This window comes from Streptomyces sp. NBC_01408 (genome assembly GCF_026340255.1).
GTDB lineage: Bacteria > Actinomycetota > Actinomycetes > Streptomycetales > Streptomycetaceae > Streptomyces.
This window is the reverse complement of record NZ_JAPEPJ010000001.1, coordinates 646657-672152: the sequence shown is the minus strand read 5'-3', so window position 1 is coordinate 672152 and position 25496 is coordinate 646657. Positions and strand designations below refer to the sequence as shown.

At 71.5% G+C, this 25496-nt stretch carries 27 protein-coding genes; 16 read left to right on the top strand and 11 right to left on the bottom strand.

Annotated features, from left to right (window positions below; genetic code table 11):
- The 8 genes from OG447_RS03075 to OG447_RS03040 all read left to right on the top strand — a co-directional run bounded on the left by OG447_RS03075 (position 1) and on the right by OG447_RS03040 (position 8175).
- Positions 1-1047, top strand: a complete 1047-nt coding sequence (locus OG447_RS03075; protein ID WP_266934668.1) for a BMP family protein — start codon at positions 1-3, stop codon at positions 1045-1047.
- 240 nt (positions 1048-1287) lie between these two features.
- Complete coding sequence (locus tag OG447_RS03070; RefSeq protein ID WP_266938729.1) at positions 1288-2955, top strand: ABC transporter ATP-binding protein; 1668 nt, start codon at positions 1288-1290, stop codon at positions 2953-2955.
- The gene (locus OG447_RS03065; protein ID WP_266934666.1) at positions 2952-4067 is read left to right on the top strand and encodes an ABC transporter permease; all 1116 of its coding nucleotides are present in this window, start codon (positions 2952-2954) and stop codon (positions 4065-4067) included. Before OG447_RS03070 ends, OG447_RS03065 begins: the two co-directional genes overlap by 4 nt.
- Positions 4064-5329 (top strand): ABC transporter permease, encoded by a 1266-nt coding sequence (locus tag OG447_RS03060; RefSeq protein ID WP_266934664.1) that lies wholly within the window; start codon positions 4064-4066, stop codon positions 5327-5329. The genes OG447_RS03065 and OG447_RS03060 overlap by 4 nt, the downstream gene beginning before the upstream one ends.
- A complete protein-coding gene (locus tag OG447_RS03055; RefSeq protein WP_266934662.1) occupies positions 5326-5733 on the top strand; it encodes a cytidine deaminase in 408 nt (135 codons plus the stop codon). Before OG447_RS03060 ends, OG447_RS03055 begins: the two co-directional genes overlap by 4 nt.
- A 90-nt stretch (positions 5734-5823) precedes the next feature.
- Positions 5824-7101, top strand: a complete 1278-nt coding sequence (locus tag OG447_RS03050; protein WP_266934660.1) for a thymidine phosphorylase — start codon at positions 5824-5826, stop codon at positions 7099-7101.
- A 94-nt stretch (positions 7102-7195) separates the two neighbouring features.
- Entirely contained in the window at positions 7196-7786 is a 591-nt protein-coding gene (locus tag OG447_RS03045) for a Uma2 family endonuclease (RefSeq protein WP_266934658.1), read from the top strand.
- Positions 7787-7836: 50 nt separating this feature from the next.
- Positions 7837-8175, top strand: a complete 339-nt coding sequence (locus OG447_RS03040) for an STAS domain-containing protein (protein ID WP_266934656.1) — start codon at positions 7837-7839, stop codon at positions 8173-8175.
- Here OG447_RS03040 and OG447_RS03035 read toward each other — a convergent pair.
- The 3 genes from OG447_RS03035 to OG447_RS03025 form a co-directional block, all read right to left on the bottom strand.
- Positions 8062-9069: a sigma-70 family RNA polymerase sigma factor gene (locus OG447_RS03035; RefSeq protein ID WP_266934654.1), complete on the bottom strand. Its 1008-nt coding sequence runs from the start codon at positions 9067-9069 to the stop codon at positions 8062-8064. The genes OG447_RS03040 and OG447_RS03035 overlap by 114 nt on opposite strands.
- An 88-nt stretch (positions 9070-9157) precedes the next feature.
- Positions 9158-9790 carry a L,D-transpeptidase family protein gene (locus tag OG447_RS03030; protein WP_266938728.1) on the bottom strand — a complete coding sequence of 211 codons (633 nt, stop codon included), beginning with the start codon at positions 9788-9790 and terminating at the stop codon, positions 9158-9160.
- A gap of 181 nt (positions 9791-9971) precedes the next feature.
- Positions 9972-11300: an MFS transporter gene (locus OG447_RS03025; protein ID WP_266934652.1), complete on the bottom strand. Its 1329-nt coding sequence runs from the start codon at positions 11298-11300 to the stop codon at positions 9972-9974.
- 98 nt (positions 11301-11398) lie between these two features.
- On the opposite strand from OG447_RS03025, the gene OG447_RS03020 reads away from it, so the two are divergent.
- Positions 11399-12337 (top strand): LysR family transcriptional regulator, encoded by a 939-nt coding sequence (locus OG447_RS03020; RefSeq protein WP_266934650.1) that lies wholly within the window; start codon positions 11399-11401, stop codon positions 12335-12337.
- A 126-nt stretch (positions 12338-12463) separates the two neighbouring features.
- Here the strand turns inward: OG447_RS03020 and OG447_RS03015 are convergent, their stop codons facing one another.
- Positions 12464-13498, bottom strand: coding sequence for a helix-turn-helix transcriptional regulator (locus OG447_RS03015; protein ID WP_266934648.1), 1035 nt, complete (start codon positions 13496-13498; stop codon positions 12464-12466).
- Between the two features lie 137 nt (positions 13499-13635).
- Between OG447_RS03015 and OG447_RS03010 the strand changes: the two genes are divergently transcribed.
- Positions 13636-14880: an ATP-grasp domain-containing protein gene (locus OG447_RS03010; protein WP_266934646.1), complete on the top strand. Its 1245-nt coding sequence runs from the start codon at positions 13636-13638 to the stop codon at positions 14878-14880.
- Here OG447_RS03010 and OG447_RS03005 read toward each other — a convergent pair.
- Both OG447_RS03005 and OG447_RS03000 read right to left on the bottom strand, forming a co-directional pair.
- Positions 14856-15227, bottom strand: coding sequence for a cupin domain-containing protein (locus OG447_RS03005; protein ID WP_266934644.1), 372 nt, complete (start codon positions 15225-15227; stop codon positions 14856-14858). The two genes, OG447_RS03010 and OG447_RS03005, sit on opposite strands and share 25 nt — an antisense overlap.
- A 72-nt stretch (positions 15228-15299) precedes the next feature.
- Positions 15300-16022: an alpha/beta hydrolase gene (locus OG447_RS03000; RefSeq protein WP_266934642.1), complete on the bottom strand. Its 723-nt coding sequence runs from the start codon at positions 16020-16022 to the stop codon at positions 15300-15302.
- Positions 16023-16136: 114 nt separating this feature from the next.
- Here OG447_RS03000 and OG447_RS02995 point away from each other — a divergent pair, with 114 nt between their 5' ends.
- The 3 genes from OG447_RS02995 (at position 16137) to OG447_RS02985 (ending at position 18579) form a co-directional block, all read left to right on the top strand.
- Entirely contained in the window at positions 16137-17285 is a 1149-nt protein-coding gene (locus tag OG447_RS02995) for an adenosine deaminase (RefSeq protein ID WP_266934640.1), read from the top strand.
- A 139-nt stretch (positions 17286-17424) separates the two neighbouring features.
- Positions 17425-17685 (top strand): hypothetical protein, encoded by a 261-nt coding sequence (locus tag OG447_RS02990; RefSeq protein ID WP_266934638.1) that lies wholly within the window; start codon positions 17425-17427, stop codon positions 17683-17685.
- Between the two features lie 132 nt (positions 17686-17817).
- Positions 17818-18579 (top strand): hypothetical protein, encoded by a 762-nt coding sequence (locus OG447_RS02985; RefSeq protein WP_266934636.1) that lies wholly within the window; start codon positions 17818-17820, stop codon positions 18577-18579.
- A gap of 52 nt (positions 18580-18631) precedes the next feature.
- Here OG447_RS02985 and OG447_RS02980 read toward each other — a convergent pair whose 3' ends face one another.
- The 5 genes from OG447_RS02980 to OG447_RS02960 all read right to left on the bottom strand — a co-directional run bounded on the left by OG447_RS02980 (position 18632) and on the right by OG447_RS02960 (position 21950).
- Positions 18632-18832, bottom strand: a complete 201-nt coding sequence (locus OG447_RS02980) for a PspC domain-containing protein (RefSeq protein ID WP_266934634.1) — start codon at positions 18830-18832, stop codon at positions 18632-18634.
- Positions 18833-18890: 58 nt separating this feature from the next.
- Entirely contained in the window at positions 18891-19463 is a 573-nt protein-coding gene (locus tag OG447_RS02975; RefSeq protein WP_266934632.1) for a VanZ family protein, read from the bottom strand.
- Between the two features lie 82 nt (positions 19464-19545).
- Positions 19546-20193, bottom strand: coding sequence for a PH domain-containing protein (locus tag OG447_RS02970; RefSeq protein ID WP_266934630.1), 648 nt, complete (start codon positions 20191-20193; stop codon positions 19546-19548).
- Between the two features lie 25 nt (positions 20194-20218).
- A complete protein-coding gene (locus tag OG447_RS02965) occupies positions 20219-20848 on the bottom strand; it encodes a class F sortase (RefSeq protein ID WP_266934628.1) in 630 nt (209 codons plus the stop codon).
- A gap of 88 nt (positions 20849-20936) precedes the next feature.
- Positions 20937-21950 (bottom strand): hypothetical protein, encoded by a 1014-nt coding sequence (locus tag OG447_RS02960; protein WP_266934626.1) that lies wholly within the window; start codon positions 21948-21950, stop codon positions 20937-20939.
- Positions 21951-22195: 245 nt separating this feature from the next.
- Between OG447_RS02960 and deoC the strand changes: the two genes are divergently transcribed.
- The 3 genes from deoC to OG447_RS02945 are packed head-to-tail and all read left to right on the top strand — an operon-like array spanning position 22196 to position 25492.
- Positions 22196-23158, top strand: a complete 963-nt coding sequence (gene deoC / locus OG447_RS02955) for a deoxyribose-phosphate aldolase (RefSeq protein ID WP_266938727.1) — start codon at positions 22196-22198, stop codon at positions 23156-23158.
- A gap of 5 nt (positions 23159-23163) precedes the next feature.
- Positions 23164-24600 carry an aldehyde dehydrogenase family protein gene (locus OG447_RS02950; RefSeq protein ID WP_215148402.1) on the top strand — a complete coding sequence of 479 codons (1437 nt, stop codon included), beginning with the start codon at positions 23164-23166 and terminating at the stop codon, positions 24598-24600.
- On the top strand, positions 24593-25492 hold the full coding sequence (locus tag OG447_RS02945) for an aldehyde dehydrogenase family protein (protein ID WP_266934624.1): 900 nt from the start codon (positions 24593-24595) through the stop codon (positions 25490-25492). Before OG447_RS02950 ends, OG447_RS02945 begins: the two co-directional genes overlap by 8 nt.
- The last annotated feature ends 4 nt before the right edge of the window (positions 25493-25496 follow it).

The following is a 25496-nucleotide window of genomic DNA, read 5'->3' as shown; positions in this document are numbered from 1 at the left end:
TTGCGCCGGATCACCAGGATCGCCACCGTGGGCATCGCGTCCGCGGCGCTGGCCCTCTCGGCCACCGCCTGTGGCGGTAAGAAGTCGTCGGACACCGCATCTTCCACGGAACCCACCGCCGCCATCGCGTACGACGTCGGCGGCCGCGGCGACCAGTCGTTCAACGACGCCGCCTACGCCGGCCTGCAGAAGGCCGAGACCGAACTGAAGGTCAAGGGCGCCGAGGCGGAGCCCACCGACGGTGAGGGCGAGGCCGACAAGGTCCAGCGCCTCACCGAGCTGGCCCGTAAGGGCAACAACCCGGTCATCGGCGTCGGTTTCGCCTATGCCCCGGCCATCAAGAAGGTCGCGTCGAAGTTCCCGGACACCACGTTCGGCATCATCGACGACACCTCGGTGACCGGCCCGAACGTCGCCAACATGGTCTTCAACGAGGAGCAGGGCTCCTACCTGGCCGGCGTCGCCGCCGCCAAGGTGTCCAAGACCGGCACGGTCGGCTTCATCGGCGGTGTCGAGGTTCCGCTGATCAAGAAGTTCGAGGCGGGCTTCACCCAGGGCGTCAAGGACACCAACCCGAACGCCAAGGTGCTCTCCCAGTACCTGACGCAGCCGCCGAACTTCGACGGCTTCGCCAAGCCCGACCTCGGCAAGGCCGCCGCGCAGGGTCAGCTCGACGCGGGCGCCGACGTGATCTACGCGGCCGCCGGTCTGGCCGGCTCGGGCGCCATCGAGGCCGCCTCCGCCAAGGGCAAGTGGGCCATCGGCGTCGACTCCGACCAGTACAACCAGGCCGGTCTGACGAAGTACAAGGACGCCATCCTGACCTCGGTCACCAAGGACGTCTCCGACTCCGTCTTCGACCTGATCAAGTCGGTCAAGGACGGCAAGCCGACCACCGGTGAGATCCGCTACGGCCTGGACAAGGACGGCGTCGGCCTGGCCGACTCCAACCCGAAGTACAAGGAGATGACCGACGTCATCGCCGCGGTGGAGAAGGCCAAGGCCGACATCATCGCGAAGAAGATCACCGTCAAGACCGCGCCGTAAGGTTCCGTCTGATGTAGTCATGGTCTCCGGGGTCCGGGAAGCGGTCTCTGCCGCTCCCGGGCCCCGAGCCGTGTCCTATGGTGCTTGCTTGTGGCCAGTTGGCCGCAAGTTTTCACTTTCGACAGTGCTACGCGCGTAGAGGCAGGGTGGACGCGATACCGTCCTCCTCCCGCCCACCCGCCCGGCCGATCCCTGTCCCCGCCCTGCCTCCAACTCCTTCCGCGCCAAGGAGAGTGCGTCATCAACGCGTCCAGCCCGCCCCCCGCCGTAGAACTGCACGGCATCACCAAGCGCTTCCCCGGCGTCGTCGCCAACAAAGACATCGCGATCACCGTCCGCAAGGGCACGGTCCATGCTCTGATCGGCGAGAACGGCGCCGGCAAGTCGACCCTGATGAAGATCCTCTACGGCATGCAGAAGCCGGACGAGGGCACCATCGCCATCGACGGGGAGCAGGTTTCCTTCACCAGCCCCGGCGACGCCATCGCCCGCGGCATCGGCATGGTGCACCAGCACTTCATGCTGGCCGACAACCTCACCGTCCTGGAGAACGTGGTTCTCGGCGGCGAGAAGCTCCACGGCATCGGCGCCAAGGCCCGTAGGAAGATCAAGGAGATCTCCGACGCCTACGGCCTCGGGGTTCGCCCCGACGCGCTCGTCGAGGACCTCGGTGTCGCCGACCGCCAGCGCGTGGAGATCCTCAAGGTCCTTTACCGCGGTGCGAAGATCCTCATCCTCGACGAGCCGACCGCCGTGCTCGTGCCGCAGGAGGTGGACGCCCTCTTCGACAACCTGCGCGAGCTCAAGTCCGAGGGCCTGACCGTCATCTTCATCTCGCACAAGCTGGGCGAGGTACTGAAGGTCGCCGACGACATCACCGTCATCCGGCGCGGCACCACGGTCGGCACCGCCGACCCGAAGACCGCCACCACCAAGCAGCTCGCGGAGCTGATGGTCGGCGCGGAGCTGCCCTCGCCGGAGACCCGCGAGTCGACCGTCACCAACGTGCCGATGCTGAAGGTGGAGGGTCTGACCGTCGTCGCCGAGGGCGTCGTCACCACCGAGCCGGAGAGCCTGCTGCCCGCGGCCCCGGAAGACTCCTCCATCCACGAGCACGTCGCGGTCGGCCGCCTCCTGCTGGACGACGTCACCTTCACCATCCACAAGGGCGAGGTCCTCGGCATCGCCGGTGTCGAGGGCAACGGCCAGACCGAGCTGATCGAAGCCCTGATGGGCATGAGCTCCGCCGACGCGGGCGTGATCTCGCTGGACGGCCTGGACATCACCAAGGCCCCGGTGCGCAAGCGCCGCGAGGGGGGCATCGGGTACATCCCCGAGGACCGCCACCGCCACGGCCTGCTGCTGGAGTCCCCGCTGTGGGAGAACCGCATCCTCGGCCACGTCACCGAGTCCCCCAACTCCAAGCGCGGCATCCTCGACCCGAAGGCCGCCCGCAAGGACACCGAGCGGATCGTGCGCGAGTACGACGTCCGCACCCCCGGCATCGAGGTCACCGCCGCCTCGCTCTCCGGCGGCAACCAGCAGAAGCTGATCGTCGGCCGCGAGATGAGCCACAACCCGAAGTTCCTGATCGCCGCCCACCCCACCCGTGGCGTGGACGTCGGCGCGCAGGCGCAGATCTGGGACGCGATCCGCGAGGCCCGCCACGAGGGCCTGGCCGTGCTCCTGATCTCCGCCGACCTGGACGAGCTCATCGGCCTGTCCGACACCCTGCGCGTCATCTACCGCGGCCGCCTGGTCGCGGACGCCGACCCCGCGACCGTCACCCCCGAGGAACTCGGCACCGCCATGACGGGCGCCGCCTCCGGGCACCTGGAAGCAACCGACAACCACTCCGCCGACGGTACCGACGCGGGTACCGGCTCCACGGAGGACGAGGCCCGATGAAGAAAATCGACAAGGACCGGCTGCTCCTCGGCCTGGCCGGGCCCGTGCTCGCGCTGGTCAGCGCCTTCCTGCTGACGGTGGTCGTACTGGCCGCGACGGGCATCGACCCGATCGAGCCGCTGCGCCTGATGGTGGAGAACGCCGGCTACGAGGACGTCCAGGTCCTCATCGTGAACCAGGCCGGCACGTACTACCTGGCGGCCCTGGCCGTGGCCATCGGCTTCCGGATGAACCTCTTCAACATCGGCGTCGACGGCCAGTACCGCCTCGCGGCGATGATCTCCGCCGTGGTCGGTGCGGCCGTGACCCTGCCGGGCCCGCTGCACCTGCTGCTGATCATCCTCGTGGCGATGTTCGTCGGCGCCTTCTGGTCCGGCATCGCCGGTGTCCTCAAGGCCAAGCGCGGGGTGAGCGAGGTCGTCTCCACGATCATGCTGAACGCCATCGCGACCAGCCTGATCGCCTGGCTGATCCTGACGAAGAACCTCGGCGTCCAGATCGAGGGCTCCAACGACCTGACGACCGGCGACATCGCCGAGTCGGGCTGGTTCCCGTCCGTGGCCATCGGTGACGGGCTGGAGATCTACGGCTTCACCTTCGTGGCCTTCGCCCTCGGCATCGTCTACTGGTTCACGCTCAACCGCACCCGGTTCGGCTTCGACCTGCGCGCCACCGGCGCCAGTGAGTCCGCCGCCCAGGCCTCGGGCGTCGACTCCAAGAAGATGATCATCACCGCGATGCTCATCTCCGGCGCGGTCGCCGGTCTCGCCGGCATGCCGCAGCTGCTGGGCGAGACGCACACCTACAACCTGGCCTTCCCGGTCGGTGTCGGCTTCACCGGCATCACCATCGCGCTCCTCGGCCGCAACAGCCCGATCGGCATCTTCTTCGCCGCGCTCCTGATGGCCTTCATCGACAAGGCCTCGGCCTCGCTCGACCAGGAGGGGTACGCGAAGGAGATCGGCACGATCATGAAGGGCCTGATCGTGATCGCGGTCGTCGTCTCGTACGAACTCGTCCGCCGTTACGGCATCCGGCGCCAGCAGCAGAAGGTCGGCGAGGAGCTCGCCGCCGGGCACGCCATCAAGACCGACAAGGAGGTCGCGGCGTGAGCACCAGCACTGTCTCCGCGACGGCCGCCGCCCCGAAGAAGTCCGGCGGCCGCAAGAAGCTCACCCTGCCCTGGATCCTGCTGATCATCGCGGGCGGTCTCGCGCTGGTCTCGCTGGTCCGCCTGATCAGCGGCGCCAACGACCTGACCTCGGTCGGCCAGGTCTCCGGCGCCCTCTCGCTCGCCGTGCCGATCGGCCTCGCCGGTCTCGGCGGCCTGTGGGCCGAGCGCGCGGGCGTCGTCAACATCGGCCTCGAAGGCATGATGATCCTCGGCACCTGGTTCGGTGCCTGGGCCGGCTACCAGTGGGGTCCGTGGACCGGCGTGCTCGTCGGCATCGCGGGCGGCGCCGTCGGCGGCCTGCTGCACGCGATCATCACCGTGACCTTCAACGTCAACCACATCGTCTCCGGTGTGGCCATCAACATCCTGGCGCTGGGCTTCACCCAGTACCTGTCGAACTTCACGTTCGCCGAGGCCCCGGGCGGCTCCTCCAAGCAGTCGCCGCAGGTCGAACCGATCTACAAGATCACCGTGCCAGGGTTGTCCGACTGGATGTCCGACCTTCAGGGCAAGCACTGGTTCTTCGTCTCGGACCTGGCCGGCGTCATCGGCGGCCTGGTCACCGAGCTGTCGCTGCTGACCGTCGTCGCCCTGCTGCTGATCCCGGGCACCTGGTGGGTGCTGTGGCGCACCACCTTCGGTCTGCGCCTGCGCTCCTGCGGTGAGAACCCGATCGCCGCCGAGTCCCTCGGCGTCAACGTCTACAAGTACAAGTACATCGCCGTGGTCGTCTCGGGCGCCCTGGCGGGCCTCGGCGGCGTGTACCTGTCCGAGGTCGCCAGCCCGATCTACCAGGAGGGCCAGACCGGCGGCCGCGGCTACATCGGCCTCGCCGCGATGATCTTCGGTAACTGGATGCCGGGCGGCATGGCGCTCGGCGCGGGCCTGTTCGGCTTCATCGACAGCCTCAAGCTGCGCGGTGGCGCCACCAACGTCCACGCCATGCTGCTGCTGATCGCGATCCTGCTGGTGCTCGTCTGCGTCTGGCAGCTGTACAAGAAGAAGTACCTCCAGGCGGGCATCTCGGCGGCCTGCGCCGCCCTGCTGTTCCTCTGGTACGTGTTCACCGACCAGGTGCCGAGCCAGTTCGTGGACGCGGCCCCGTACGTCACCACCCTGCTCGTGCTCGCCCTGTCGGCGCAGCGCCTGCGGATGCCCAAGGCGGACGGCATGCCGTACCGCAAGGGCCAGGGCAAGTGACGAGCCCGGTACCGGTTCCGGCCGTGGACTGGGAAGCCCTGCGTACGGCGGCCCGGGACGCCATGTCCCACGCGTACGCGCCGTACTCGGGCTTCCCGGTCGGGGTCGCCGCCCTCGTGGACGACGGGCGCGTCGTGACCGGCTGCAACGTCGAGAACGCAAGCTACGGGCTGGGCCTGTGCGCGGAGTGCGGGATGGTCTCCTCGCTCCAGGCCACGGGCGGCGGCCGGCTCACGCACTTCACGTGCGTGGACGGCAAGGGCGAGATCCTCGTCCCCTGCGGGCGCTGCCGCCAGCTGCTGTTCGAGTTCGGCGGGCCGGAACTGCTGGTGGAGACCCCGGACGGGATCCTTCCGCTGGCGGCCATGCTGCCGCAGGCCTTCGGGCCCGACCACCTGAGATAGCCGTGCCGACGGCCCTTCGCCCCCTGCCGGGCGGAGGGCCGTCGTCTTCTCCCCAACCCCTCTCTCTATGCGCGTAGAAGGAAGCACCTCATGGACGTCATCTCCGTCATCCGGACCAAGCGGGACCGCGGCGAGCTGAGCCCCGAGCAGATCGACTGGGTCATCGACGCTTACACGCGCGGTGTCGTCGCCGACGAGCAGATGTCGGCGCTGGCGATGGCCATCCTGCTGAACGGCATGAACCGGGCCGAGATCGCCCGGTGGACCGCCGCGATGATCGCGTCCGGCGAGCGCATGAACTTCGACTCCCTCTCCCGCCCGACCGCCGACAAGCACTCCACCGGCGGCGTCGGCGACAAGATCACCCTCCCGCTGGCCCCGCTCGTCGCCGCGTGCGGCGCGGCCGTACCGCAGCTGTCGGGCCGCGGACTGGGCCACACCGGCGGCACCCTCGACAAGCTGGAGTCCATCCCCGGCTGGCGCGCCCTGCTCTCCAACGAGGAGATGCTGCACGTCCTGGACACCACCGGCGCGGTCATCTGCGCCGCGGGCGACGGCCTGGCCCCGGCGGACAAGAAGCTGTACGCGCTGCGCGACGTGACGGGCACGGTCGAGGCCATCCCGCTGATCGCCTCCTCGATCATGTCGAAGAAGATCGCCGAGGGCACGGGCTCCCTGGTGCTGGACGTCAAGGTCGGCACCGGCGCCTTCATGAAGAACATCGAGGACGCGCGCGAGCTGGCGCGGACCATGGTGGGCCTCGGCACCGACTCGGGCGTCAAGACCGTCGCGCTGCTCACCGACATGTCCACCCCGCTCGGCCTCACCGCGGGCAACGCGCTGGAGATCCGCGAGTCCGTCGAGGTCCTGGCCGGCGGCGGCCCCTCGGACGTCGTCGAACTGACCCTGGCCCTGGCCCGGGAGATGCTGGACGCGGCGGGCATCAAGGACGCGGACCCGGCGAAGGCCCTGGCGGACGGTTCGGCCATGGACGTCTGGCGCCGGATGATCGCGGCCCAGGGCGGCGACCCGGACGCGGCGCTCCCGGTCGCGCGCGAGCAGCACGTGGTCACCGCCTCCGCCTCGGGGGTCCTGACCCGCCTCGACGCGTACGCGGTCGGCGTCGGCGCCTGGCGCCTCGGCGCGGGCCGCGCCCGCAAGGAGGACCCGGTCCAGGCGGGCGCGGGCATCGAGCTGCACGCGAAGCCGGGCGACACGGTGACCGCGGGCCAGCCGCTGATGACCCTGCACACGGACACCCCGGAGAAGTTCGAGTACGCCCTCGCCTCCCTGGAGGGCTCGTACGACGTCGCCCCGGCCGGCACGGCCTTCACGGCTTCGCCGATCGTGCTGGACCGCATCGCCTGACCTGGACTCACTCGTGCGGCTGAACGGGATCGGTGGACGACCACCGGTCCCGTTCTGCATGCTGGGATCGGTGACGAACTGATAGGAGCACACCATGAGCGCACTCGCAGTCGAGCACCAGCCCCCGAGCGGTGACGACTGGGATTCGGTCGTCCGCCTCTGGGAGGAGATGGACTGGCCGGAGGGCTGCAAGGTGGAGATCATCGAGGGGATCGTCACCGTGGCACCACCGCCCGTCAACAACCACAACTTGATCGCGGAGTCGGTGCAGCGCCGCCTGTACACGGTGGTCCCCGACGACTGGGGCATCCACCAGACCCTCAACGTGGCCGTCCCGAGCCGCAGCGGCCTTTACATCCCGGACCTGGTGGTCGTACCGAGCGAGGCGATCCCCACGGGGGAGAACTTTGCTCCCGCAGCAGCCGCCGAGCTCGTCGTCGAGATCACATCGAGGTCGAACGCCGTCAACGACCGCGTCTCCAAGCTCAAGGGATATGCCGCGGCAGGCATCCCGCTCTACCTGCTCATCGACCCGCACGCGACGGGCAGCCCCACCATCCACCTGTACGGCGAGCCCAGCGACGGCAAGTACCGCCTGCTGCACGCGGGCAAGTTCGGAGAGGCCGTCCACCTCCCCGAGCCGTTCGACCTGACCCTTGACACCTTCGGCTATCCCCGCCCGTAGGCGGATGCCGCCCGCCGATGAGTTCCGGGGGGTGGGGGAGTCACCCCCACGTGGAGATCGAACGACTCGTGCTGCCCGGACCCGCCCTGACCGCCCGGGACACCGCCCCGCTGTGCGCGCGGATGGCGCGGCTCTACGAGGCCGGGGCGACGGCGGTGGTGTGCGACGCCGGGGCTGTCACCGCGCCGGACCTCGCCGCCGTGGAGGTCCTCGCGCGGCTGCGGCTGACCGCCCGCGGGCGGGGCGGGCTCACCGTCACCGGGGCGTCCCCGCCCCTACGCGCCCTGCTGGACCTCGTAGGTCTCGTCGAGCTGCTCGGGGAGGCCGAAGAGGGGGAACCAGCGGTCGGTGTCCAGGAAGGCATTGAGCCCGACGATCTTGCCGTCTGAGATCTCCAGGACCTGGAGGGCCCACGGCGTGTGGCCCTTGCCCGACTGCGCCGGCCGGTACTGGCCGAAGGCCGGCAGGCCGTTCGCCGTGGTGGGGACCAGGCGGGAGCCCTTGCAGCCGATGCCCTGGTTCAGGTGCCAGGCCGCGATGTCCGCCTGGCCCTGGAGCCACAGGTCGAACGGCGGCATCGACAGCACCGCGTCCTCGTGCAGCAGCGTGGTCAGCCGGGAGATGTCGTACGCCTCGAAGGCGGAGAGGTACTGCTCCAGGAGCTTCGCCTGGTCCGCGTCCAGCGGATCGGCGGCCTCGCTCTCGCGGATCCGGCTGCCGGCCAGGGTGGCCCGCGCCCGCTGGAGCGCGCTGTTCACCGAGGCCACCGTGGTCTCCAGGAGCTGCGCGACCTCGTCGGCCTTCCAGGCCAGCACCTCGCGCAGGATGAGCACGGCCCGCTGCTTCGCCGGCAGGTGCTGGAGGGCCGCCACGAACGCCAGCCGTACGGATTCCTTCGCGAGGGCCATCTCCGCCGGGTCGGCGGTCTGCGGGAGCACCCTGCCGTCCGGCACCGGCTCCAGCCAGGTCACCTCCGGCCGCTCGCTCAGTACCGCGGAGGCCTGGTGCTGCGGGGCGGTCAGGTCCATCGGCCGGGCCCGCTTGTTACCGGCGCTCAGCAGGTCCAGGCAGACGTTGGTGGCGATCCGGTACAGCCACGAGCGCAGCGAGGAGCGGCCCTCGAACTTCTCGTGGGCGCGCCAGGCCCGGATGTAGGTGTCCTGCACCGCGTCCTCGGCGTCGAAGGAGGAGCCGAGCATCCGGTAGCAGTAGCCGGTGAGCTCGACGCGGTAGCGGTCCATCGCCGCGTCCAGGTCCAGCGGTGTCGTCGCGAGGTCACTCATGGCTGCCGTTCCCCCAGATAGGTCCGATACCCCGGAAACTACCGGAGGGGTACGACAACGGCAGCCGGAAGAGTGACGGCGCCCCTTCCTACGTGCCCGGCTTGCGGCCGTACACGTAGACGTCCTCGCCGTTGCCGAGCATGTTCCAGTAGGCCTTGGCGTCGGCCGGGCGCATGTTCACGCAGCCGCCGGACCCGGGCGGGTTCCACATGCTCTTGGTGGTGGAGTGGAAGGCGATGCCGCCGTCGAAGAACTGGGAGTACGGCATCGCGACGTCGTAGATCGTCGACCAGTGGTTGATGCTGCGGTAGTAGATCTTCTTCAGGCCGGTCCGGGTCTCGGTGCCGTCCTTGCCGGTGCGCACCGGGACCGGCCCGTATTTGAGGGCGGCCCCGTCCTGGATCCAGGTCAGCTGGCGCGTCAGGTCGACGCAGGCGATCCGCCCCCGGTTCGTGGGGCAGTTGCCGTCCCGGTTGGGGGTGGTGCCGGCCGCACGCTGGGCCAGCATCGTGCTCATGGTCTGCCAGGTCAGCGGCCCGGCGTAGCCCAGGGTCGGGGTGATCCCGTGGCTCGCCTGGAAGGACCTGATCGCGGTGCAGTCGGCCGCCGACTGCTTCCCGTCCGCGGGCCGTCCCAGGAACTGCTCCACCTGCCGCTGGTACGGGCCGGTGGTGAGGTTGCAGGAGGCGGCCCGGGCCGTGCCGCCCCCGGCCACCACCATCGGCAGGGCGAGCGCCACCGCCCCGCCGAACACCACCGCCGCCCGCCGCCCGCCGCGTATCCGTGCCGCATCCATCCGGTCCTCCCCCTGCTCGCACCGCGTCCGCGTCTGCGTCTGCGTGATGGGGGTTCAATGCCCGCAAACCGAGCGGGTGTTACCTGCGCGGCAGGCGTAGTTTTCGTCAGCGCGCGGCGACGGTCCGGGCGATGGGGCTCCGCTGCGCGCGGGCCACGCGGGACCCGTACAGCGTGATCGACACGACGCCGAGCACGGCGAGCAGGGCGATGCCGACCGTGGCCGCCCACCCGGCCGAGTGGTACGCGAGCGCGCCCAGGGTGCCGCCGGCGCTGGAGCCGAGGTAGTACGCCGACTGGTAGAGCGCGGAGGCCTGCGCCCGGCCCGTCTTCGCCGTGCGGCTCACCGCGGCGGAGGCCACCGCGTGGCCCGCGAAGAAGCCGGCCGTGATCAGGACCAGGCCGAGGACGATCGCGGCCAGCGAGTCGGACAGCGACAGCAGCAGGCCGAGGGCGGTGGTGGTCACGGCCAGGTAGAGCGCCCCGCGCCGCCCCGCGCGGGCCACCAGGCGGCCGGCGGCGGCCGAGGAGACCGTACCGACCAGGTAGATCAGGAAGATCGACCCGATCACGCCCTGCCCGAGGGAGAAGGGCTCGTCCACCAGCCGGTAGCCGATGACGGTGTACACGGCGCCGAATACGGTCATGAACAGCGCGCCGATCCCGTACAGGCGCAGCAGCAGCGGATCGCGCAGGTGCACCGCGACGGTACGGCCCACCGAGCGCGGGCTCAGCGAGGCGGGGCGGAAGAACCGCGCCCGGGGCAGCAGCATCAGGAAGGCCGCCGCGCAGGCCAGCGCCAGCAGCCCGACGGACAGCAGGCCCATCCGCCAGCCGCCCAGCTGCGCCGCCCAGCCGGTGACGAGGCGGCCGCTCATGCCGCCGATGGAATTGCCCGCGACGAACAGGCCGATCGCGCCGACCAGCGCCTTCGGCTTGACCTCCTCCGCCAGGTACGCCATCGCGGAGGCCGGGATCCCGGCGATCGCCGCGCCCTGGACGGCACGCAGCGCGACCAGCCACTCCAGGTTCGGCGCGAACGGCACCAGCAGACCGACGCCGACGGCCACCACCATCGACCAGGTCATCATCCGGGTCCGGCCGAAGCGCTCGGACAGCGCGCTGAGCGGCAGGACGAACAGGGCGAGGGCGCCGGTGGCCGCGGACACCGTCCAGCTGGCCTGACCCGCCGTCACCCCGAAGCCGTCGGAGATCGCGGGCAGCAGTGCCTGGGTGGAGTAGAGGAGGGCGAAGGTCGCGAGTCCGGCGGCGAAGAGCGCGAGGCTCATCCGGCGGTAGCCGGGGCGGCCGGGCTCCCGGCCCTGGGGCGCGGGGTCGGCGGGGTCCTGGGGTGACGGGCCCCGGTCGGGCGCGGCCGGAAACGACGAGGTGGAGGCACCCGTGATGACGGGTGCCCCGGTATGAGCGGGAGGCATACGTCGACGGTAGGCCCGCACTTTTGATGCGTCCAATGCATGGAATCGCGATAATCGATCCACTCGTGCATCACCACAGCTCAGGGCGGCGTATGTCAATGAACCGTTACGAAGAAGACATGGCTGTGACATCTCTGCTGGCCCCGCGCCTCGCGTACTTCGCCGCGGTCGCTCGGCACGAGCACGTCACCCGCGCCGCGCAGGAACTGGGCGTTCCGCAGTCCACCCTCTCCCGGGCCATGGTCCGCCTCGAACACGACCTCGGCGTCACGCTGTTCGCCCGCAAGGGCCGCACCGTCGCCCTCACCACCGCGGGCCGTACCTTCCTCGCCTCGGCCGAACTGGCCCTGGACGGGATCGCCCGCGCCGCCGAGTCCGTCCAGCAGGACGCCGACCCCGCCTCCGGCAAGGTGGCCTTCGGCTTCCTCCACACCCTGGGCTCCGAGACCGTACCCGGCCTGATCCGCGCCTTCCGCGCCGACCACCCCCGCGTGCGCTTCTCCCTCGTCCAGAACTACGGCGAAGCCATGCTGGAGCGGCTGCGCGCCGGGGAGCTCGACCTCTGCCTCACCTCGCCGCTCCCGGTCGCCCCCGACCTGGTGGCCCGCCGCCTCGACGAACAGCGGCTGCGCCTGGTCGTCCCCGACGACCACCGCCTCGCCGGCCGCAAGCGCATCCGGCTCGCCGAGGCCGCCGAGGAAACCTTCGTCACCCTGGAGTCGGGCTACGGCCTGCGCCGCATCACCGACGACCTGTGTGCGGAGGCCGGTTTCACGCCCCGCGTCGCCTTCGAGGGCGAGGAGGCCGAAACCCTGCGCGGCCTGGTCGCCGCCGGCCTCGGCGTGGCCCTGCTGCCGCCCCCGGCCGTGGCCCGCCCGGGCGTGGTCGAGCTGACGGTCACCGCCCCGCGCGCGGTCCGCGAGATCGGCGTGGCCTGGCTCGACGGCCACCCCGACACCCCGCCGGTGGCGGAGTTCAAGCGCTTCCTGCTGTCCCGCCGAGGTCGCCTGATCGACTCCAGCCTCGCCGGCGTTTGAGGCGCGGGGTCTGGGGCGGCGCCCCAGGACCGGGCGCAGCCCGGCTAGTTCGTGCGCCCGCCCAGCGCCGGCGCAGGCATGAGCCGGGCTGCGCCCGGACCGGGGCTCCGCCCCGGACCCCGCGCCTCAAACGCCGGCGGGGCTGGGTTTGTCCGGCTCGGACGGGTCGGACGGCGGGGCGGACGGCCCCAGCAAGTACCCGGCCTGGAAGCGGGACTTCGCCCCGACGGCCCGCATGATCTCCGCGATGTGCCGCTGGCAGGTCCGCTCCGACATGCCCAGCCGGCGCGCGATCACCTTGTCCTCCAGCCCCTCCGACAGCAGCCGCACGATCGTCTGCCGCAGCTCGTCGGAGATCGACCGGGCCGCCTCCGGGCTCACCGTCGTCGGGAAGGGTTCCGCCCCCAGCCACGACCGCTCGAAGGTCTCCGTCATGAAGTGCACGACGCTCGGCTCCCGCACCACCAGCGCCGCCCCGCTGCGGTCCGGCACCCCCATCAGCCCCGTGTGCTGGTCGAAGATCAGCATCCGCATCAGCCCGTCGCCCAGCGTCCGCACCTGCGCGCCCAGCGCCGTCACCCGCTCCACGTAGGCCGCGGTGGGCCGCGAGTACCGCGCCGTGTGCTGGTAGATGGTCCGCATCCGGACCCCGCGCACCAGCAGCGTCTCGTCCCGCCCGATCGACTCCTCCAGCGTCTCCAGCGGCCTGCCCCCGCCCGGTTGCGAGGTCAGCAGCTCCTCCCCGCACGACGCGACCAGCTCCGCGATCAGCGCCCGTACCGCCCCCAGGTCGGTGACCAGCTCCAGGCGGCCCGACCCGCTCAGGTCCCGGTGCGCGGTCCCCGCCTCGTACGCGGGCACCAGCGCCTCCAGCCGCCCCCGCAGCCGGTCCATCTCCTCGTGGGTCTCCCGTACGAGCACCGCCAGCGGGGCCAGCGCCCGGGCGGCCGCCGCCCGGGGGGCCACGGCACTCCACTGCTCCGGCCCGCCGCCCGGGGCCCGCTGGAGCAGGTGGGCGGCGGCCAGCTCGGTGACCGCGGCGGCCGCGCGCACGCCCAGGGCCTCCGTGGCCTCGGTGGTGTCGAAGACGTGCCGTTCGACGGCGTACGCGTAGAGGCGTCGGGCCGCCGGACTCAGTTCCCCGGCTTCATCGGCTGGCATATGCGTATTCGTCCCGGCCTGTGTCTGTTTATAAACCCCTCGTGTTCCCGCAAGGCGGCAAGACGACGCCTGCCCGGACGGTATCCGCATATGCCGAAGGGGCACAGTGGCAGCACGGCGTGGAGGGGGAGCGCGGTATGGGGCAGCGGACAGCCGGACCGGGGCGGGGGCCCGTGGCCGTCCTGCTGAGCCCGCGACCCGCCGTGCTGGCGGCCGCCCGCCGTGCGGGCGCGCACACCGTGGTGGTCGCGCCGGGTCCGCCCGTGCCATCCGACCGTGAGGGGGCGGAGCGGCGGGTACGGACGGACTGGCGCGACCACCGCCGCCTGATCGATGCCCTCGGCCCGCTGGAGGAGGTCCGGGCCGGCCGCGCCGCCGTCTTCGGCTTCACCGCCGCCGCGGCCCTGTCCGCGGCCCGCGCCAACGAGGAACTGGGCCTGCCCGGAACGCCCTCCGCAGCCGTCACCGCCCTCATGGACAAGGCCGCGCTGCGCACCCGCTCCAACGCCCTGCACCCCGGCCGGCCCGTCTCCTTCGCCCGCTGCGGGCGCGCCGCACTGATCCCGTTCCTCGCCGGCCTCATCGGCTACCCGTGCGTCGTCAAGCCCCGCGCGGGCGCCGACGGCGAGGGGGTGTCCCTGGTCCGGGACGCCCCCGAGGCCCGGCGCGCCGCGCGCTGCTACCCCGAGGTCACCGACCTCCTCGTCGAGGAGCTGCTCGAAGGGCCCGGACTCACCGTGGAGGCCCTCTCCCAGGACGGCCGCCACCGCGTCCTCGGCTGGGCCCGCCGGCGGACCGGCCCCGGCCTCACCACGACCGGCCACGACCTGCCCGTGGCGCTGGACACGGGGACCGCCGAGGCCGTACGGGCCCTCGTACGCGGGGTCCTCGACCTCGCCGGACACCGCGACGGCCCCTCCCACACCGAGGTCGTCCTCACGGCGCGCGGCCCGCGCCTCGTGGAGGCCCACGCCCGTCCAGGCGGCGAGGAGGTCGTCCGGCTGCTGAGGCTCGCCCACGGCACCGACGTACTCGCCCTCGCCCTCGCCGCCGGGCTCGGCCTGCCCGCCCCGGCGCGCATCCCGCGCGCCGCGCACGCCGGGCTGCGGTACGTGGACTTCCCGCCCGGCCGCCGCCTCGACGGGGTGCGGCCCGGGCTCGCCGCGGCCCGCGCCGTACCGGGCGTGGTCCGGGTCCAGCTGGAGGTGGAGCCGGACGCCACGGTCCGCCGCGCCCCGACGGGCGGGCTGCACCACGCGTACGTCCTGGCGACCGGCCCGACGGCGGGTTCCCTGGCCCGCACCCTGGACCGCGCCGCCGGCCTGCTCGGGCAGGACCCGGCGGGGCGGCGGACGCGTCAGCCGGAGACCGGCTTCGCGTAGGTGTCGTAGCCGGTCCAGTCCAGTACGACGCAGCGCTCGTCGCCCAGCACCCAGGCGTCGTGCCCGGGCGCGATCTGGATGAAGTCGCCGGGGCCGATCTCCGCGCTGTCCCCGTCGTTCATGACGACCTTCATGTGGCCGCTCACGACGTATCCCGTGTGGGCGGACTCGCAGCTGTCCGTACCGGCCAGCGGCTTGATGTGCTCCGACCACTTCCAGCCCGGCTCGAAGACTGCCCGGCCGACGGATCCGCCGCCCGTCTCCACCAGGTCCAGCCTGCCCTTGCCGTCCTCGAACGGCCGGGTCTCGTCGGGCTTGTCGAAGTTCTTCGACACCAGGCCAGCCATACTCATCGCCTCCGTGGGAGAAGCCCCGAGCCTCGCTCCTCACTGTACGCGCGGGCGGCCGGGGGCCGCCCGTCACCGCCGCAGCGACTGACCGAAGCCCGAGGCCAGCGGCATCCGCAGACCCAGCGGCGGCGGAGCCGCGAGCGCGTCGGTCACCGGCCGCGAGTACTGCCCCGAGAACACCGCCCCGAGGACGAAGTCCACCGCCAGGGCCACCACTTCCGCCTGGTGCTCGCGCAGCCCGTGCCCGTCCGAATGCACCTCGAAGCGGCACGTCGAGCGGTTGGCCTTCTTCGCCCGCGCCGCCAGCCGGAAGGATTCCTCAGGGTCGCTCCTGGCGTCGTTCGTGCCGTGCACGATCAGGACCTGCCGCCCCGACAGCTGTTTCACCGGTTCAGGCGACCCGTCGCCCGCCGCCTCGGTTAAGCAAGGGGCCATGGCCAGCACCGAATTGACGGCTTCGTGGCCGGCGGCCCGCAGCGCGGCCCGGCCCCCCGCGCCGTACCCGGCCAGGCACACCGGCACGTCGCCGTACCGCCGTACCGCCTCGGCCGCCGCCCAGGCCGCCTGTTCCTCCCGGGGGGCGTCCCCGCCGTGCACGACGGCGTGCGTGACCAGCCCCTGGGCCCCGCCGGCCCGGGCCAGTGCCCGCGCGAGCGGACGCACCGGACCGGGCGGGAATCTGGACGCCCCGGGGAGCAGGAGGACCACACCACTGACTGTCGAGCCCGAGCCGATCGCGCCGGCCGCCCGCCCCAGGCGGGCCCCGCGCGCCGGCGGCGCATGCTGTGCCATGGCGGAACAGTCTCAGACGCCGAGGTGTACGCCATCCGTCCGCGCGGTCACTGTTACATAACCGGGGTCACCGCAGGCACCCAGCTCTACGCGCGTAGGAGTTAGAGTGCGCAGATGACGAGCGAGACCCCTAACCTGCCGACCCCGGATCAGATCCGCCGCTCCCCGAAGGTGCTGCTGCACGATCACCTCGACGGCGGCCTGCGCCCCGGGACCATCATCGAGCTGGCCGGCGAGGCCGGCTACGAGAACCTCCCCGAGACCGACGCCGACAAGCTGGGCATCTGGTTCCGGGAAGCCGCCGACTCCGGCTCCCTCCCGCGCTACCTGGAGACCTTCGCGCACACCTGCGCGGTCATGCAGACGAAGGCGGCCCTGACCCGGGTCGCCGCCGAGTGCGCCGAGGACCTGGCCGAGGACGGCGTCGTGTACGCCGAGATCCGCTACGCCCCCGAACAGCACCTGGAAGCGGGCCTGACCCTCGAAGAGGTCGTCGAGGCCGTGAACGACGGCTTCCGCGAGGGCGAGCGGCGCGCGAAGGCCAACGGCCACCGCATCCGCGTCGGCGCCCTGCTCACCGCGATGCGCCACGCCGCGCGCGCCCTGGAGATCGCAGAGCTGGCCAACCGCTACCGCGACAACGGCGTGGTCGGCTTCGACATCGCCGGCGCCGAGGCCGGGTTCCCTCCCACCCGCCACCTCGACGCCTTCGAGTACCTCAAGCGCGAGAACAACCACTTCACGATCCACGCGGGCGAGGCCTTCGGCCTGCCGTCGATCTGGCAGGCCCTGCAGTGGTGCGGCGCCGACCGCCTCGGCCACGGCGTGAAGATCATCGACGACATCGAGGTCGCCGAGGACGGCTCTGTGACGCTGGGCCGCCTGGCCTCGTACGTCCGGGACAAGCGCATCCCCCTGGAGATGTGCCCGACCTCGAACCTGCAGACGGCCGCGGCCGCCTCGTACGCCGAGCACCCGATCGGTCTGCTGCGGAAGCTGCACTTCAGGCTCACCGTCAACACCGACAACCGGCTGATGAGCGGCACCAGCATGAGCCGCGAGTTCGAGCACCTGGTCGACGCCTTCGGCTACTCGCTCGACGACATGCAGTGGTTCACCGTCAATGCGATGAAGTCCGCGTTCATTCCTTTCGATGAACGACTGGCCATGATCAACGAAGTGATCAAGCCGGGTTACGCGGAGCTGAAGTCGGAGTGGCTGTTCCAGCAGACGGCTTCGACCAGCGGTTCTGTCTCGCTGTAGGCCAAGGCGTGACATACGGAGAGCGTCCGGGAGGAGCAATTCCCGGGCGCTTTCTCGTATTTAAGGATGTTTGCGGGCCGGGGTTTGGAGTGACTAGTTTGCGGAGCCGCCCAATTCCCCTTCGCAAGGACACGTTTTCATGAAGCAGTCAGCTGCCAAGACCCTCGGTGCCGCCGTTCTCGGTGCCGCCTTCGCCGTCGCCGCCGCCGGTACCGCCTCTGCCGCTCCCGCGATCGGTATTGCCGATGCCCTGACCACCGTCACGGGTGCGACCCAGTCGCTCACCAACCAGACGGGCTCCGAGGAGGGTCAGCCGCAGAGCGACCCTGCTGCCCCGGTCACCGGCCTGCTCGGCGGCCTGGCTCCGGCCACCGGCGCCCTGAACGGTCTCGGCGGCTGACGCTGCCGCGACACGAACACGCGAGCGGCGGGCGCACGTCTCCTCGACGAGGTGTGTGTCCCGCCGCGCCGTGTGCCACGATCACCACCAACTGCCCGCCGACGCACTGGGTATGAGGTTTCGGTCATGCGCATGAAGGCACGAGCGACCTGGGTCGCGATGGTCCCCGCCCTGCTGTTCACGGCCGTGGGCTGCGGTGGCACGGACAGCCCCGACAGTGCCCCGCCGGGCAAGGCTCCCGACCCCAAAGGCTCCGCAGCCGCCTCCCCGGGCGCTCCCGCGCCCTCCGCCGGTTCGACCGGAGCGGCCACGCCGAAGACCGGCGGGAGCAAGCTGGAGCGGTCCGCGCTGGAACAGGGCGACCTGGCCGGCTACCAGGTCTCCGCACAGGGCAAGAACCCGAACGCCCCCAGCGGCCAGCCGCAGGCGGACCGCAAGGCCTGCCAGCCCCTGGCCGACATCATGGGCGACGATCCCGACCCGGCCGCGCGCGAGACCGTCAGCCGGGGCATCGGCTCCCAGAAGCAGGTCGGACTCGCCGTCTCCGCCGCCGTGAGCTCCTACGCCGAGAGCGACGCCAAGGCGCTGATCGCCCGGCTCAAGGCGGCCGTCGTCGCCTGCGGTTCGGGCTTCTCCGCCTCCGTGGAGAAGCAGACCGCCGGCTACCGCGAGGTGCGGTCCGCCGAGTACACGACGAACGGCGACGAGACCGTCAGCTGGACCACGACCGCCACCGCCGCGGGCGTCTCCGCCCCGGTGCACCTGGTCGTCGTACGCGAGGGCGACACCGTCGTACGGCTGATGGCCCTCAATGTGGCGGCGGCCCAGCAGAAGGCGCAGGTGCCGCAGGACGTGGCCGACAAGCAGCTGGAAAAGGTCCGGCGGGCCGGCTGAGCGGGCGGCCCGGACAGATCCGGGCGGCCCGGGATTATCAGGCGGCCCGGGACTACCAGGCGGTGGAGGCGGACTTCTCGTTCGGCAGGAGCAGCCACAGCGCCAGGTAGATCAGGAACTGCGGGCCGGGCAGCAGGCACGAGACGACGAATATGACGCGCATCGTGTTCGCGGACATTCCGAAACGGCGCGCCAGTCCGGCGCAGACTCCGCCGATCCATCGTCCGTCACGGGGGCGGGCAAGGGCGCTCATGGCTTCTCCTTCGTCGGGATCGCTGTCCGTCCTGAAGACCAGCACGGCTTGCGATGCCTCAATACTCCCGCTGAACCGCCGACAGAACCTCGGTCCAGGGGCCGAGCCCGACCCTGGAAATTCTCGGGGTGTGCCCCTGATAAACCGGGTGTGAACGCCGCAGCCGGGCGCGCAGGGCCGGTACGACGGCCACGTGCACGAGCACCGCCCCGACCGTGTTGAGCAGGACCGAGTCCACGTCGACGACCCGGCCCGGGACCGCGCTCTGGAGCATCTCGATGCTCAGCGAGAGCAGCACGATCGCGGCGGCGGTCCGCACCAGCGAGGACCAGGCGGTCAGCGGGGACGGCGCCAGCCGGCCGTTGACCAGCGGCAGCAGCACCCCGAGCGGGGCGAGCAGCGCCAGCCCCTCCCCGATCCGCCGGGCCGCCCCGAGCGGCCCGTACGCGAGGTCCGCCCTGATGCCCTCCAGGGGGGTCAGATTGGCCGCCGCCGCCCAGGGCACGTCCAGGGGCCGCAGGGTCAGCCACCCCACGACGAGGAGATGGGCGGCCAGCAGGGCCCCGGCCAGGAGCCGGAGCCGCAGGGGGATGGCGGGGGCGGCGCTGCCGCCGGCCTCAAGACGCTGCACACCTGCGAGGACGCGCCGGGCGGTAGGCCTGGTTCCGCCCGGACGGGTGTGTGGCGGGGAGCACGTGCGGCAGCGGGGCCGGTCAGCCCGTCGCGAGGAGCACGGTCAGCAGCAGGGCTCCGGCCACGGCGGGCGCGATCACCTCGTAGGACCAGCGCACGCGCACGCTGCCCTGGGCGCCGGGCCGCGAGGCGCCGCGCTCGGCCAGTCCCTGGAGCTCCTCCGCGATCCGGTCCGCGGTGGCCCGCTGCGGCTCCGCCGGTACGTGGGACTTCGCCTCCGGGGTAGCCGGACCCCGGCCGCCCGCGCGCCCGGCGGCGCCCCTGAGGTGCTGCTTGTTGACCTTCTTGCGCTCGCGCAGGGAGACGGGAACCGCCCAGAGCTGGTACTTCGACCCCTCGGCCAGCGCCTCCACGGAGTACCCGGAGCGCACGGCGTCCACGGCCGCCCAGGGCAGCTCGATGATCCGGAAGGGGTTCCGGATGCGCAGCCGGTCCTCATTGGCGAAGACGGCCGGGCGGATCGTGAAGGCCACGACCAGCGGTACCAGGAACAGGGCCGCCGCCAGCGCGATCCACGGCGTGTCGCCGTCGCCGCGCAGCACGCCGTCCCCGCACAGCCAGGCGAGCAGCGCGAGCATCAGCACCCCCGAGACCACGCCCATGGAGGAGCGGTAGACGCGGTCGTCGTAGACCGGTTCACCGGTCGGCTGCTGCTGCTGGCTGCTCATGTGGTCGATTCTGCCCCACGCCGTCTCAGCCCACGAGATCGGCGTACAGGATGACGTTGTCGGGCCGGTGGCCGTCGGTGATCCGACCCCCGCAGGTGATGACGCGCAGCTCAGGGCGCGCGGTGTCCCCGTACACCTTGTCGGTGGGGAACGCCTTCTTGTCGACCTGCTCCAGCTCCCGGACCCGGAAGACGGCGGCGCCGCCGTCGGCCCGCGAGACGGTCATCTCGTCGCCGGGGCGTACCCGCGAGACGTCCTTGAGGACGGCCGGGCCCTGCGCGGTGTCGAAGTGGCCGATCAGGACCGCGGGGCCGGTCTCGCCGGGGGTGACGCCCTTGGTGTACCAGCCGATCTTCTCCGCGTCCGCCACGGAGGGCACCTCGACGGTGCCGTCGGCGGCCAGGCCGAGCTTGAGCACGGGGGAGGTGTCCACGCCGGCCGCGGGGATCCGTACGCGTACGGGCTCGGAGGCGGGCAGCGGGGCGGCCGTCGCGGGTGCGGCGGGGACGGCCGTGGGGGTGACGTCGGGCGGGGCGGCCGTGGCGCTTGCGCTCCCGGTCGCGTCCGGCGCCGCAGGGGTGGTGGCGGCGCCGCAGCCGGTCAGGGCGGCCGAGAGGAGGGTGGCGGCGAGGAGGAGGCGTACGCGGGGGGCCATGGGGGTGCTCCGGGAACGGGTGCGGCGGGCCACCGCTAGAGGAGTGAGTCCTCTTGGGTGGCCCGCCGGAGGGGTGGTGAGGGGGCGGTCAGCGCTGGGCGGCGCGGCGGCCGCGGAGCAGGACGTACGCCCCGAGCCCGGCGAGGATCGCGGCGAGCCCGGTACCGGCGAGGGCGGCGGTGGAGCCGTCGGTGTCCTCGGTGGCGATCTCGGCGCCCGCGGCGACCCCGCCCTTGGGCACGACGGAGGTCTGGCCGACGGTCTGCGCCTTCGGCGCGGCCGCAGTGGCGCTCGGCGTGGCGCTGGGCGTGCCGCTCGGCGTGGCGCTGGGCGCGACGGTCGGCTTGGCGGACGGCTTCGCGGAGGGCTTGGTCTCCGGCTGCGGCTTCTGGGTCGGCTTCTGGAGGGTGTAGTTGGGCGTGCAGCCCGTGTGGAGCTTCGGGAACGCCGCGTGGGCCCACGGAGCGCCGTTCTGCAGCTGCCATTCGAGGACCGGCTCGGCGGAGTTCGGGTTCAGGATGCGGACGGTGTACTCCTCCTTCGCCGGGTTGTTGCGGTCCAGCCGGGTCGGCTCGACGCGGGAGCCCTGGGCGTACAGGGAGGCCACCGGGCCGTCGGGGGACATGGTCAGGTCGGCTTCGAGGCCGCGGCCCAGGATCTTGTGGACGGGCCGGGTCGTGCACAGGGTCCCCTGGCCCTTGGGCAGGTCGTAGGAGGTGCTCCGGCCGTCCTTGGTCACGACGAGGGTCTCGGTGTTGCCCGTGTTGCTCTTGACGAGCTCCAGCTTCAGGCCGCGGACCGAGCGGGAGCGGTGCTCGTCGTCCAGCACGGCCAGGGCCTCGCCGATGTAGGCGTCGCCCGGGTTCCACTCCGGGCCGTAGGCGCGGATCCGGGCCTCGGGTCCGCTGGACGTGTGGCGCAGCACCGCGAGGAGGCCGGCGTCGATGAAGACGGGCGTGCCGCTGTAGCGGTCGGGGTCGGACGAGGACGCGGCTGCGGCTGCGGCATTCACCGGGGTGGCGGCGAAGGCGGCACCGGCGGGGGCGAGGAGGGCCCCGGCGAGCACGGCGGTGGCGATGGCGGTGCGGGCGGCGGTACGCATAACGACTCCTGGGAGCAGGGTTTCGGAAGAGAAAGAAGAGCCGCATGCCGCGTTTGTCTCTGTCGGGTTTTCGTCCGGGTGAGGTTCTGGCGGGCTGCTGAAGAGAAATCTATTGATCTTGTAAGCGCGGAGGATGCGCTTCCTGTCATGGCCGCGTAACAGAGAACGGAAGTGTCGATTCCATAGCGGATCCGGGGGAGGGGGTGACAGGCCGCTACGCGCGTAGATATGCTCATCTGGTGACCATGCCCACCACCCTCACCGCATTCGCTGACGTGACGACGTCCGACAGCGCGCTGCGCCGCTTCCTCCACGGGCTGCCCGGCGTAGACGCCGTCGGCCTGGAGGCCCGCGCGGCCGCCCTCGGCACCCGTTCGATCAAGACGACGGCCAAGGCGTACGCCATCGATCTGGCCATCTCCATGATCGACCTGACGACGCTGGAAGGCGCGGACACCCCGGGCAAGGTCCGGGCGCTCTCCGCCAAGGCCGTCCACCCCGATCCGACCGACCGGACCACGCCGATGACGGCCGCCGTCTGCGTGTACCCCGACATGGTGGCCACCGCCAAGGCGGCGCTGAACGGCGCCGACGTCAAGGTGGCCTCCGTCGCCACGGCGTTCCCCGCCGGCCGCGCGGCGCTGCCCGTCAAGCTCGCGGACACGGCCGACGCCGTCGCCGCCGGCGCCGACGAGATCGACATGGTCATCGACCGTGGCGCCTTCCTCGCCGGCCGCTACCTGGAGACGTACGAGCTGATCAAGGCCATCAAGGAGGCCTGCGTCCGCCCCGACGGCTCCGCGGCCCGCCTCAAGGTCATCTTCGAGACCGGCGAGCTGTCGACCTACGACAACATCCGCCGCGCCTCCTGGATCGGCATGCTCGCGGGCGCCGACTTCATCAAGACCTCCACCGGCAAGGTCGGCGTCAACGCCACCCCCGCCAACACCCTGCTCATGCTCGAAGCCGTCCGCGACTTCAAGGAGCAGACTGGAATCCAGATCGGCGTGAAGCCGGCCGGCGGCATCCGGAACACCAAGGACGCGATCAAGTTCCTGGTCCTGGTCAACGAGACCGTGGGCGAGGACTGGCTGAGCAACCACTGGTTCCGCTTCGGCGCCTCCAGCCTGCTCAACGACCTGCTGATGCAGCGCCAGAAGCTGAGCACCGGCCGTTACTCCGGTCCCGACTACGTGACGGTGGACTGATCACCATGGCATCCCTCTTCGAGTACGCACCGGCTCCCGAGTCCCGCTCGGTCGTCGACATCGCCCCCTCCTACGGGCTCTTCATCGACGGCGAGTTCACCGACGCCGCCGACGGCAAGGTCTTCAAGACCGTCTCGCCGAGCAGCGAGGAAGTCCTTGCCGAAGTCGCCCAGGCGGGCGCCGCCGACGTGGACCGCGCCGTCAAGGCCGCCCGCAAGGCCTTCGAGAAGTGGTCCGCGCTGCCCGGCTCCGAGCGCGCCAAGTACCTCTTCCGCATCGCCCGGATCATCCAGGAGCGCAGCCGCGAGCTGGCCGTCCTGGAGACCCTGGACAACGGAAAGCCGATCAAGGAGACCCGCGACGCGGACCTCCCGCTGGTCGCCGCGCACTTCTTCTACTACGCGGGCTGGGCCGACAAGCTCGACCACGCGGGCTACGGCGCCAACCCCCGCCCGCTGGGTGTGGCCGGCCAGGTCATCCCCTGGAACTTCCCGCTGCTGATGCTCGCGTGGAAGATCGCCCCGGCGCTCGCCACCGGCAACACGGTCGTGCTGAAGCCGGCGGAGACCACCCCCCTCTCCGCGCTGTTCTTCGCGGACATCTGCCGCCAGGCGGGCCTGCCCAAGGGCGTCGTCAACATCCTCACCGGCTACGGGGACGCGGGCGCGGCCCTCGTCGAGCACCCGGACGTCAACAAGGTCGCCTTCACCGGCTCGACCGCCGTGGGCAAGAAGATCGCCCGCCACGTCGCCGGCACCGACAAGAAGGTCACCCTGGAGCTGGGCGGCAAGGGCGCCAACATCGTCTTCGACGACGCCCCCATCGACCAGGCCGTCGAGGGCATCGTCAACGGCATCTTCTTCAACCAGGGCCAGGTCTGCTGCGCGGGCTCCCGCCTGCTGGTCCAGGAGTCGATCCACGACGAGCTGCTCGACTCCCTCAAGCGCCGCCTCTCCACGCTGCGCCTGGGCGACCCGCTCGACAAGAACACCGACATCGGCGCGATCAACTCCGCCGAGCAGCTCGCCCGGATCACCGCGCTCGCGGAGACCGGCGAGGCCGAGGGCGCCGAGCGCTGGTCCCCGGCGTGCGAGCTGCCGTCCGCCGGCTACTGGTTCGCCCCGACGCTGTTCACCAACGTCACCCAGGCGCACACCGTCGCCCGCGACGAGATCTTCGGCCCGGTGCTGTCCGTGCTGACCTTCCGTACGCCCGACGAGGCCGTCGCCAAGGCGAACAACAGCCAGTACGGCCTGTCCGCCGGCATCTGGACGGAGAAGGGCTCGCGCATCCTCGCGGTCGCGAACAAGCTCCGTGCGGGTGTCGTCTGGGCCAACACGTTCAACAAGTTCGACCCGACCTCGCCCTTCGGCGGCTACAAGGAGTCGGGCTTCGGCCGCGAGGGCGGTCGCCACGGCCTGGAGGGCTACCTCGATGTCTGAGTCGTCGACGGCGCGTCTGAGCGTCTTCAAGACCTACAAGCTGTACGTCGGGGGCAAGTTCCCCCGCTCCGAGAGCGGCCGGGTGTACGAGGTGACTGACTCGAAGGGCAAGTGGCTGGCCAACGCCCCGCTGTCCTCCCGCAAGGACGCCCGTGACGCGGTCGTCGCGGCCCGCAAGGCCTTCGGCGGCTGGTCGGGCGCGACCGCGTACAACCGCGGCCAGATCCTCTACCGCATCGCCGAGATGCTGGAGGGCCGCCGGGAGCAGTTCGTCCGCGAGGTCGGCGAGGCCGAGGGACTGTCCAAGTCCAAGGCCGCCGCCGTCGTCGACGCGGCGATCGACCGCTGGGTCTGGTACGCGGGCTGGACCGACAAGATCGGCCAGATCGTGGGCGGGGCCAACCCGGTCGCGGGCCCGTTCTTCAACCTCTCCACCCCCGAGCCCACCGGTGTGGTCACGGTCGTGGCCCCGCAGGACTCGTCCTTCCTCGGCCTGGTCTCCGTGGTCGCCCCGGTGATCGCGACCGGCAACACCGTCGTCGTGATCGCCTCGGAGAAGTCCCCGCTGCCGGCCCTGTCCCTGGGCGAGGTGCTCGCCACCTCCGACCTGCCCGGCGGCGTGGTCAACATCCTCTCCGGCAAGGCCTCCGAGATGGGCCCGCACCTGGCGTCCCACCAGGACGTCAACGCGATCGACCTGGCGGGCGCGGACACCGCGCTGGCCAAGGAGCTGGAGATCGCGGCGGCCGACAACCTCAAGCGCGTCCTGCGTCCACAGCCTGTGGACGACTGGAGCGCCGACCCGGGCATGCACCGCATGACGGCGTTCCTGGAGACCAAGACCGTCTGGCACCCCACGGGCTCGCTGGGCGCGGGCGGCTCCTCGTACTAGCCGC

Excerpts from the sequence above, each read along its gene's own strand:
- deoC (WP_266938727.1), top strand. The coding sequence starts at position 22,196 with ATGCCCACCACCCTCACCGCATTCGCTGACGTGACGACGTCCGACAGC.
- OG447_RS02945 (WP_266934624.1), top strand. The coding sequence starts at position 24,593 with ATGTCTGAGTCGTCGACGGCGCGTCTGAGCGTCTTCAAGACCTACAAG.
- OG447_RS02950 (WP_215148402.1), top strand. The coding sequence starts at position 23,164 with ATGGCATCCCTCTTCGAGTACGCACCGGCTCCCGAGTCCCGCTCGGTC.
- OG447_RS03035 (WP_266934654.1), bottom strand. The coding sequence starts at position 9,069 with ATGAGTGACCTCGCGACGACACCGCTGGACCTGGACGCGGCGATGGAC.
- OG447_RS02965 (WP_266934628.1), bottom strand. The coding sequence starts at position 20,848 with ATGGCCCCCCGCGTACGCCTCCTCCTCGCCGCCACCCTCCTCTCGGCC.
- OG447_RS02970 (WP_266934630.1), bottom strand. The coding sequence starts at position 20,193 with ATGAGCAGCCAGCAGCAGCAGCCGACCGGTGAACCGGTCTACGACGAC.
- OG447_RS02980 (WP_266934634.1), bottom strand. The coding sequence starts at position 18,832 with ATGAGCGCCCTTGCCCGCCCCCGTGACGGACGATGGATCGGCGGAGTC.
- OG447_RS03025 (WP_266934652.1), bottom strand. The coding sequence starts at position 11,300 with ATGCCTCCCGCTCATACCGGGGCACCCGTCATCACGGGTGCCTCCACC.
- OG447_RS03020 (WP_266934650.1), top strand. The coding sequence starts at position 11,399 with ATGAACCGTTACGAAGAAGACATGGCTGTGACATCTCTGCTGGCCCCG.
- OG447_RS03050 (WP_266934660.1), top strand. The coding sequence starts at position 5,824 with ATGGACGTCATCTCCGTCATCCGGACCAAGCGGGACCGCGGCGAGCTG.
- OG447_RS03045 (WP_266934658.1), top strand. The coding sequence starts at position 7,196 with ATGAGCGCACTCGCAGTCGAGCACCAGCCCCCGAGCGGTGACGACTGG.
- OG447_RS03030 (WP_266938728.1), bottom strand. The coding sequence starts at position 9,790 with ATGGTGGTGGCCGGGGGCGGCACGGCCCGGGCCGCCTCCTGCAACCTC.
- OG447_RS03005 (WP_266934644.1), bottom strand. The coding sequence starts at position 15,227 with ATGGCTGGCCTGGTGTCGAAGAACTTCGACAAGCCCGACGAGACCCGG.
- OG447_RS03015 (WP_266934648.1), bottom strand. The coding sequence starts at position 13,498 with ATGCCAGCCGATGAAGCCGGGGAACTGAGTCCGGCGGCCCGACGCCTC.
- OG447_RS03010 (WP_266934646.1), top strand. The coding sequence starts at position 13,636 with ATGGGGCAGCGGACAGCCGGACCGGGGCGGGGGCCCGTGGCCGTCCTG.
- OG447_RS03065 (WP_266934666.1), top strand. The coding sequence starts at position 2,952 with ATGAAGAAAATCGACAAGGACCGGCTGCTCCTCGGCCTGGCCGGGCCC.
- OG447_RS02995 (WP_266934640.1), top strand. The coding sequence starts at position 16,137 with ATGACGAGCGAGACCCCTAACCTGCCGACCCCGGATCAGATCCGCCGC.
- OG447_RS03000 (WP_266934642.1), bottom strand. The coding sequence starts at position 16,022 with ATGGCACAGCATGCGCCGCCGGCGCGCGGGGCCCGCCTGGGGCGGGCG.
- OG447_RS02985 (WP_266934636.1), top strand. The coding sequence starts at position 17,818 with ATGAAGGCACGAGCGACCTGGGTCGCGATGGTCCCCGCCCTGCTGTTC.
- OG447_RS02960 (WP_266934626.1), bottom strand. The coding sequence starts at position 21,950 with ATGCGTACCGCCGCCCGCACCGCCATCGCCACCGCCGTGCTCGCCGGG.
- OG447_RS02990 (WP_266934638.1), top strand. The coding sequence starts at position 17,425 with ATGAAGCAGTCAGCTGCCAAGACCCTCGGTGCCGCCGTTCTCGGTGCC.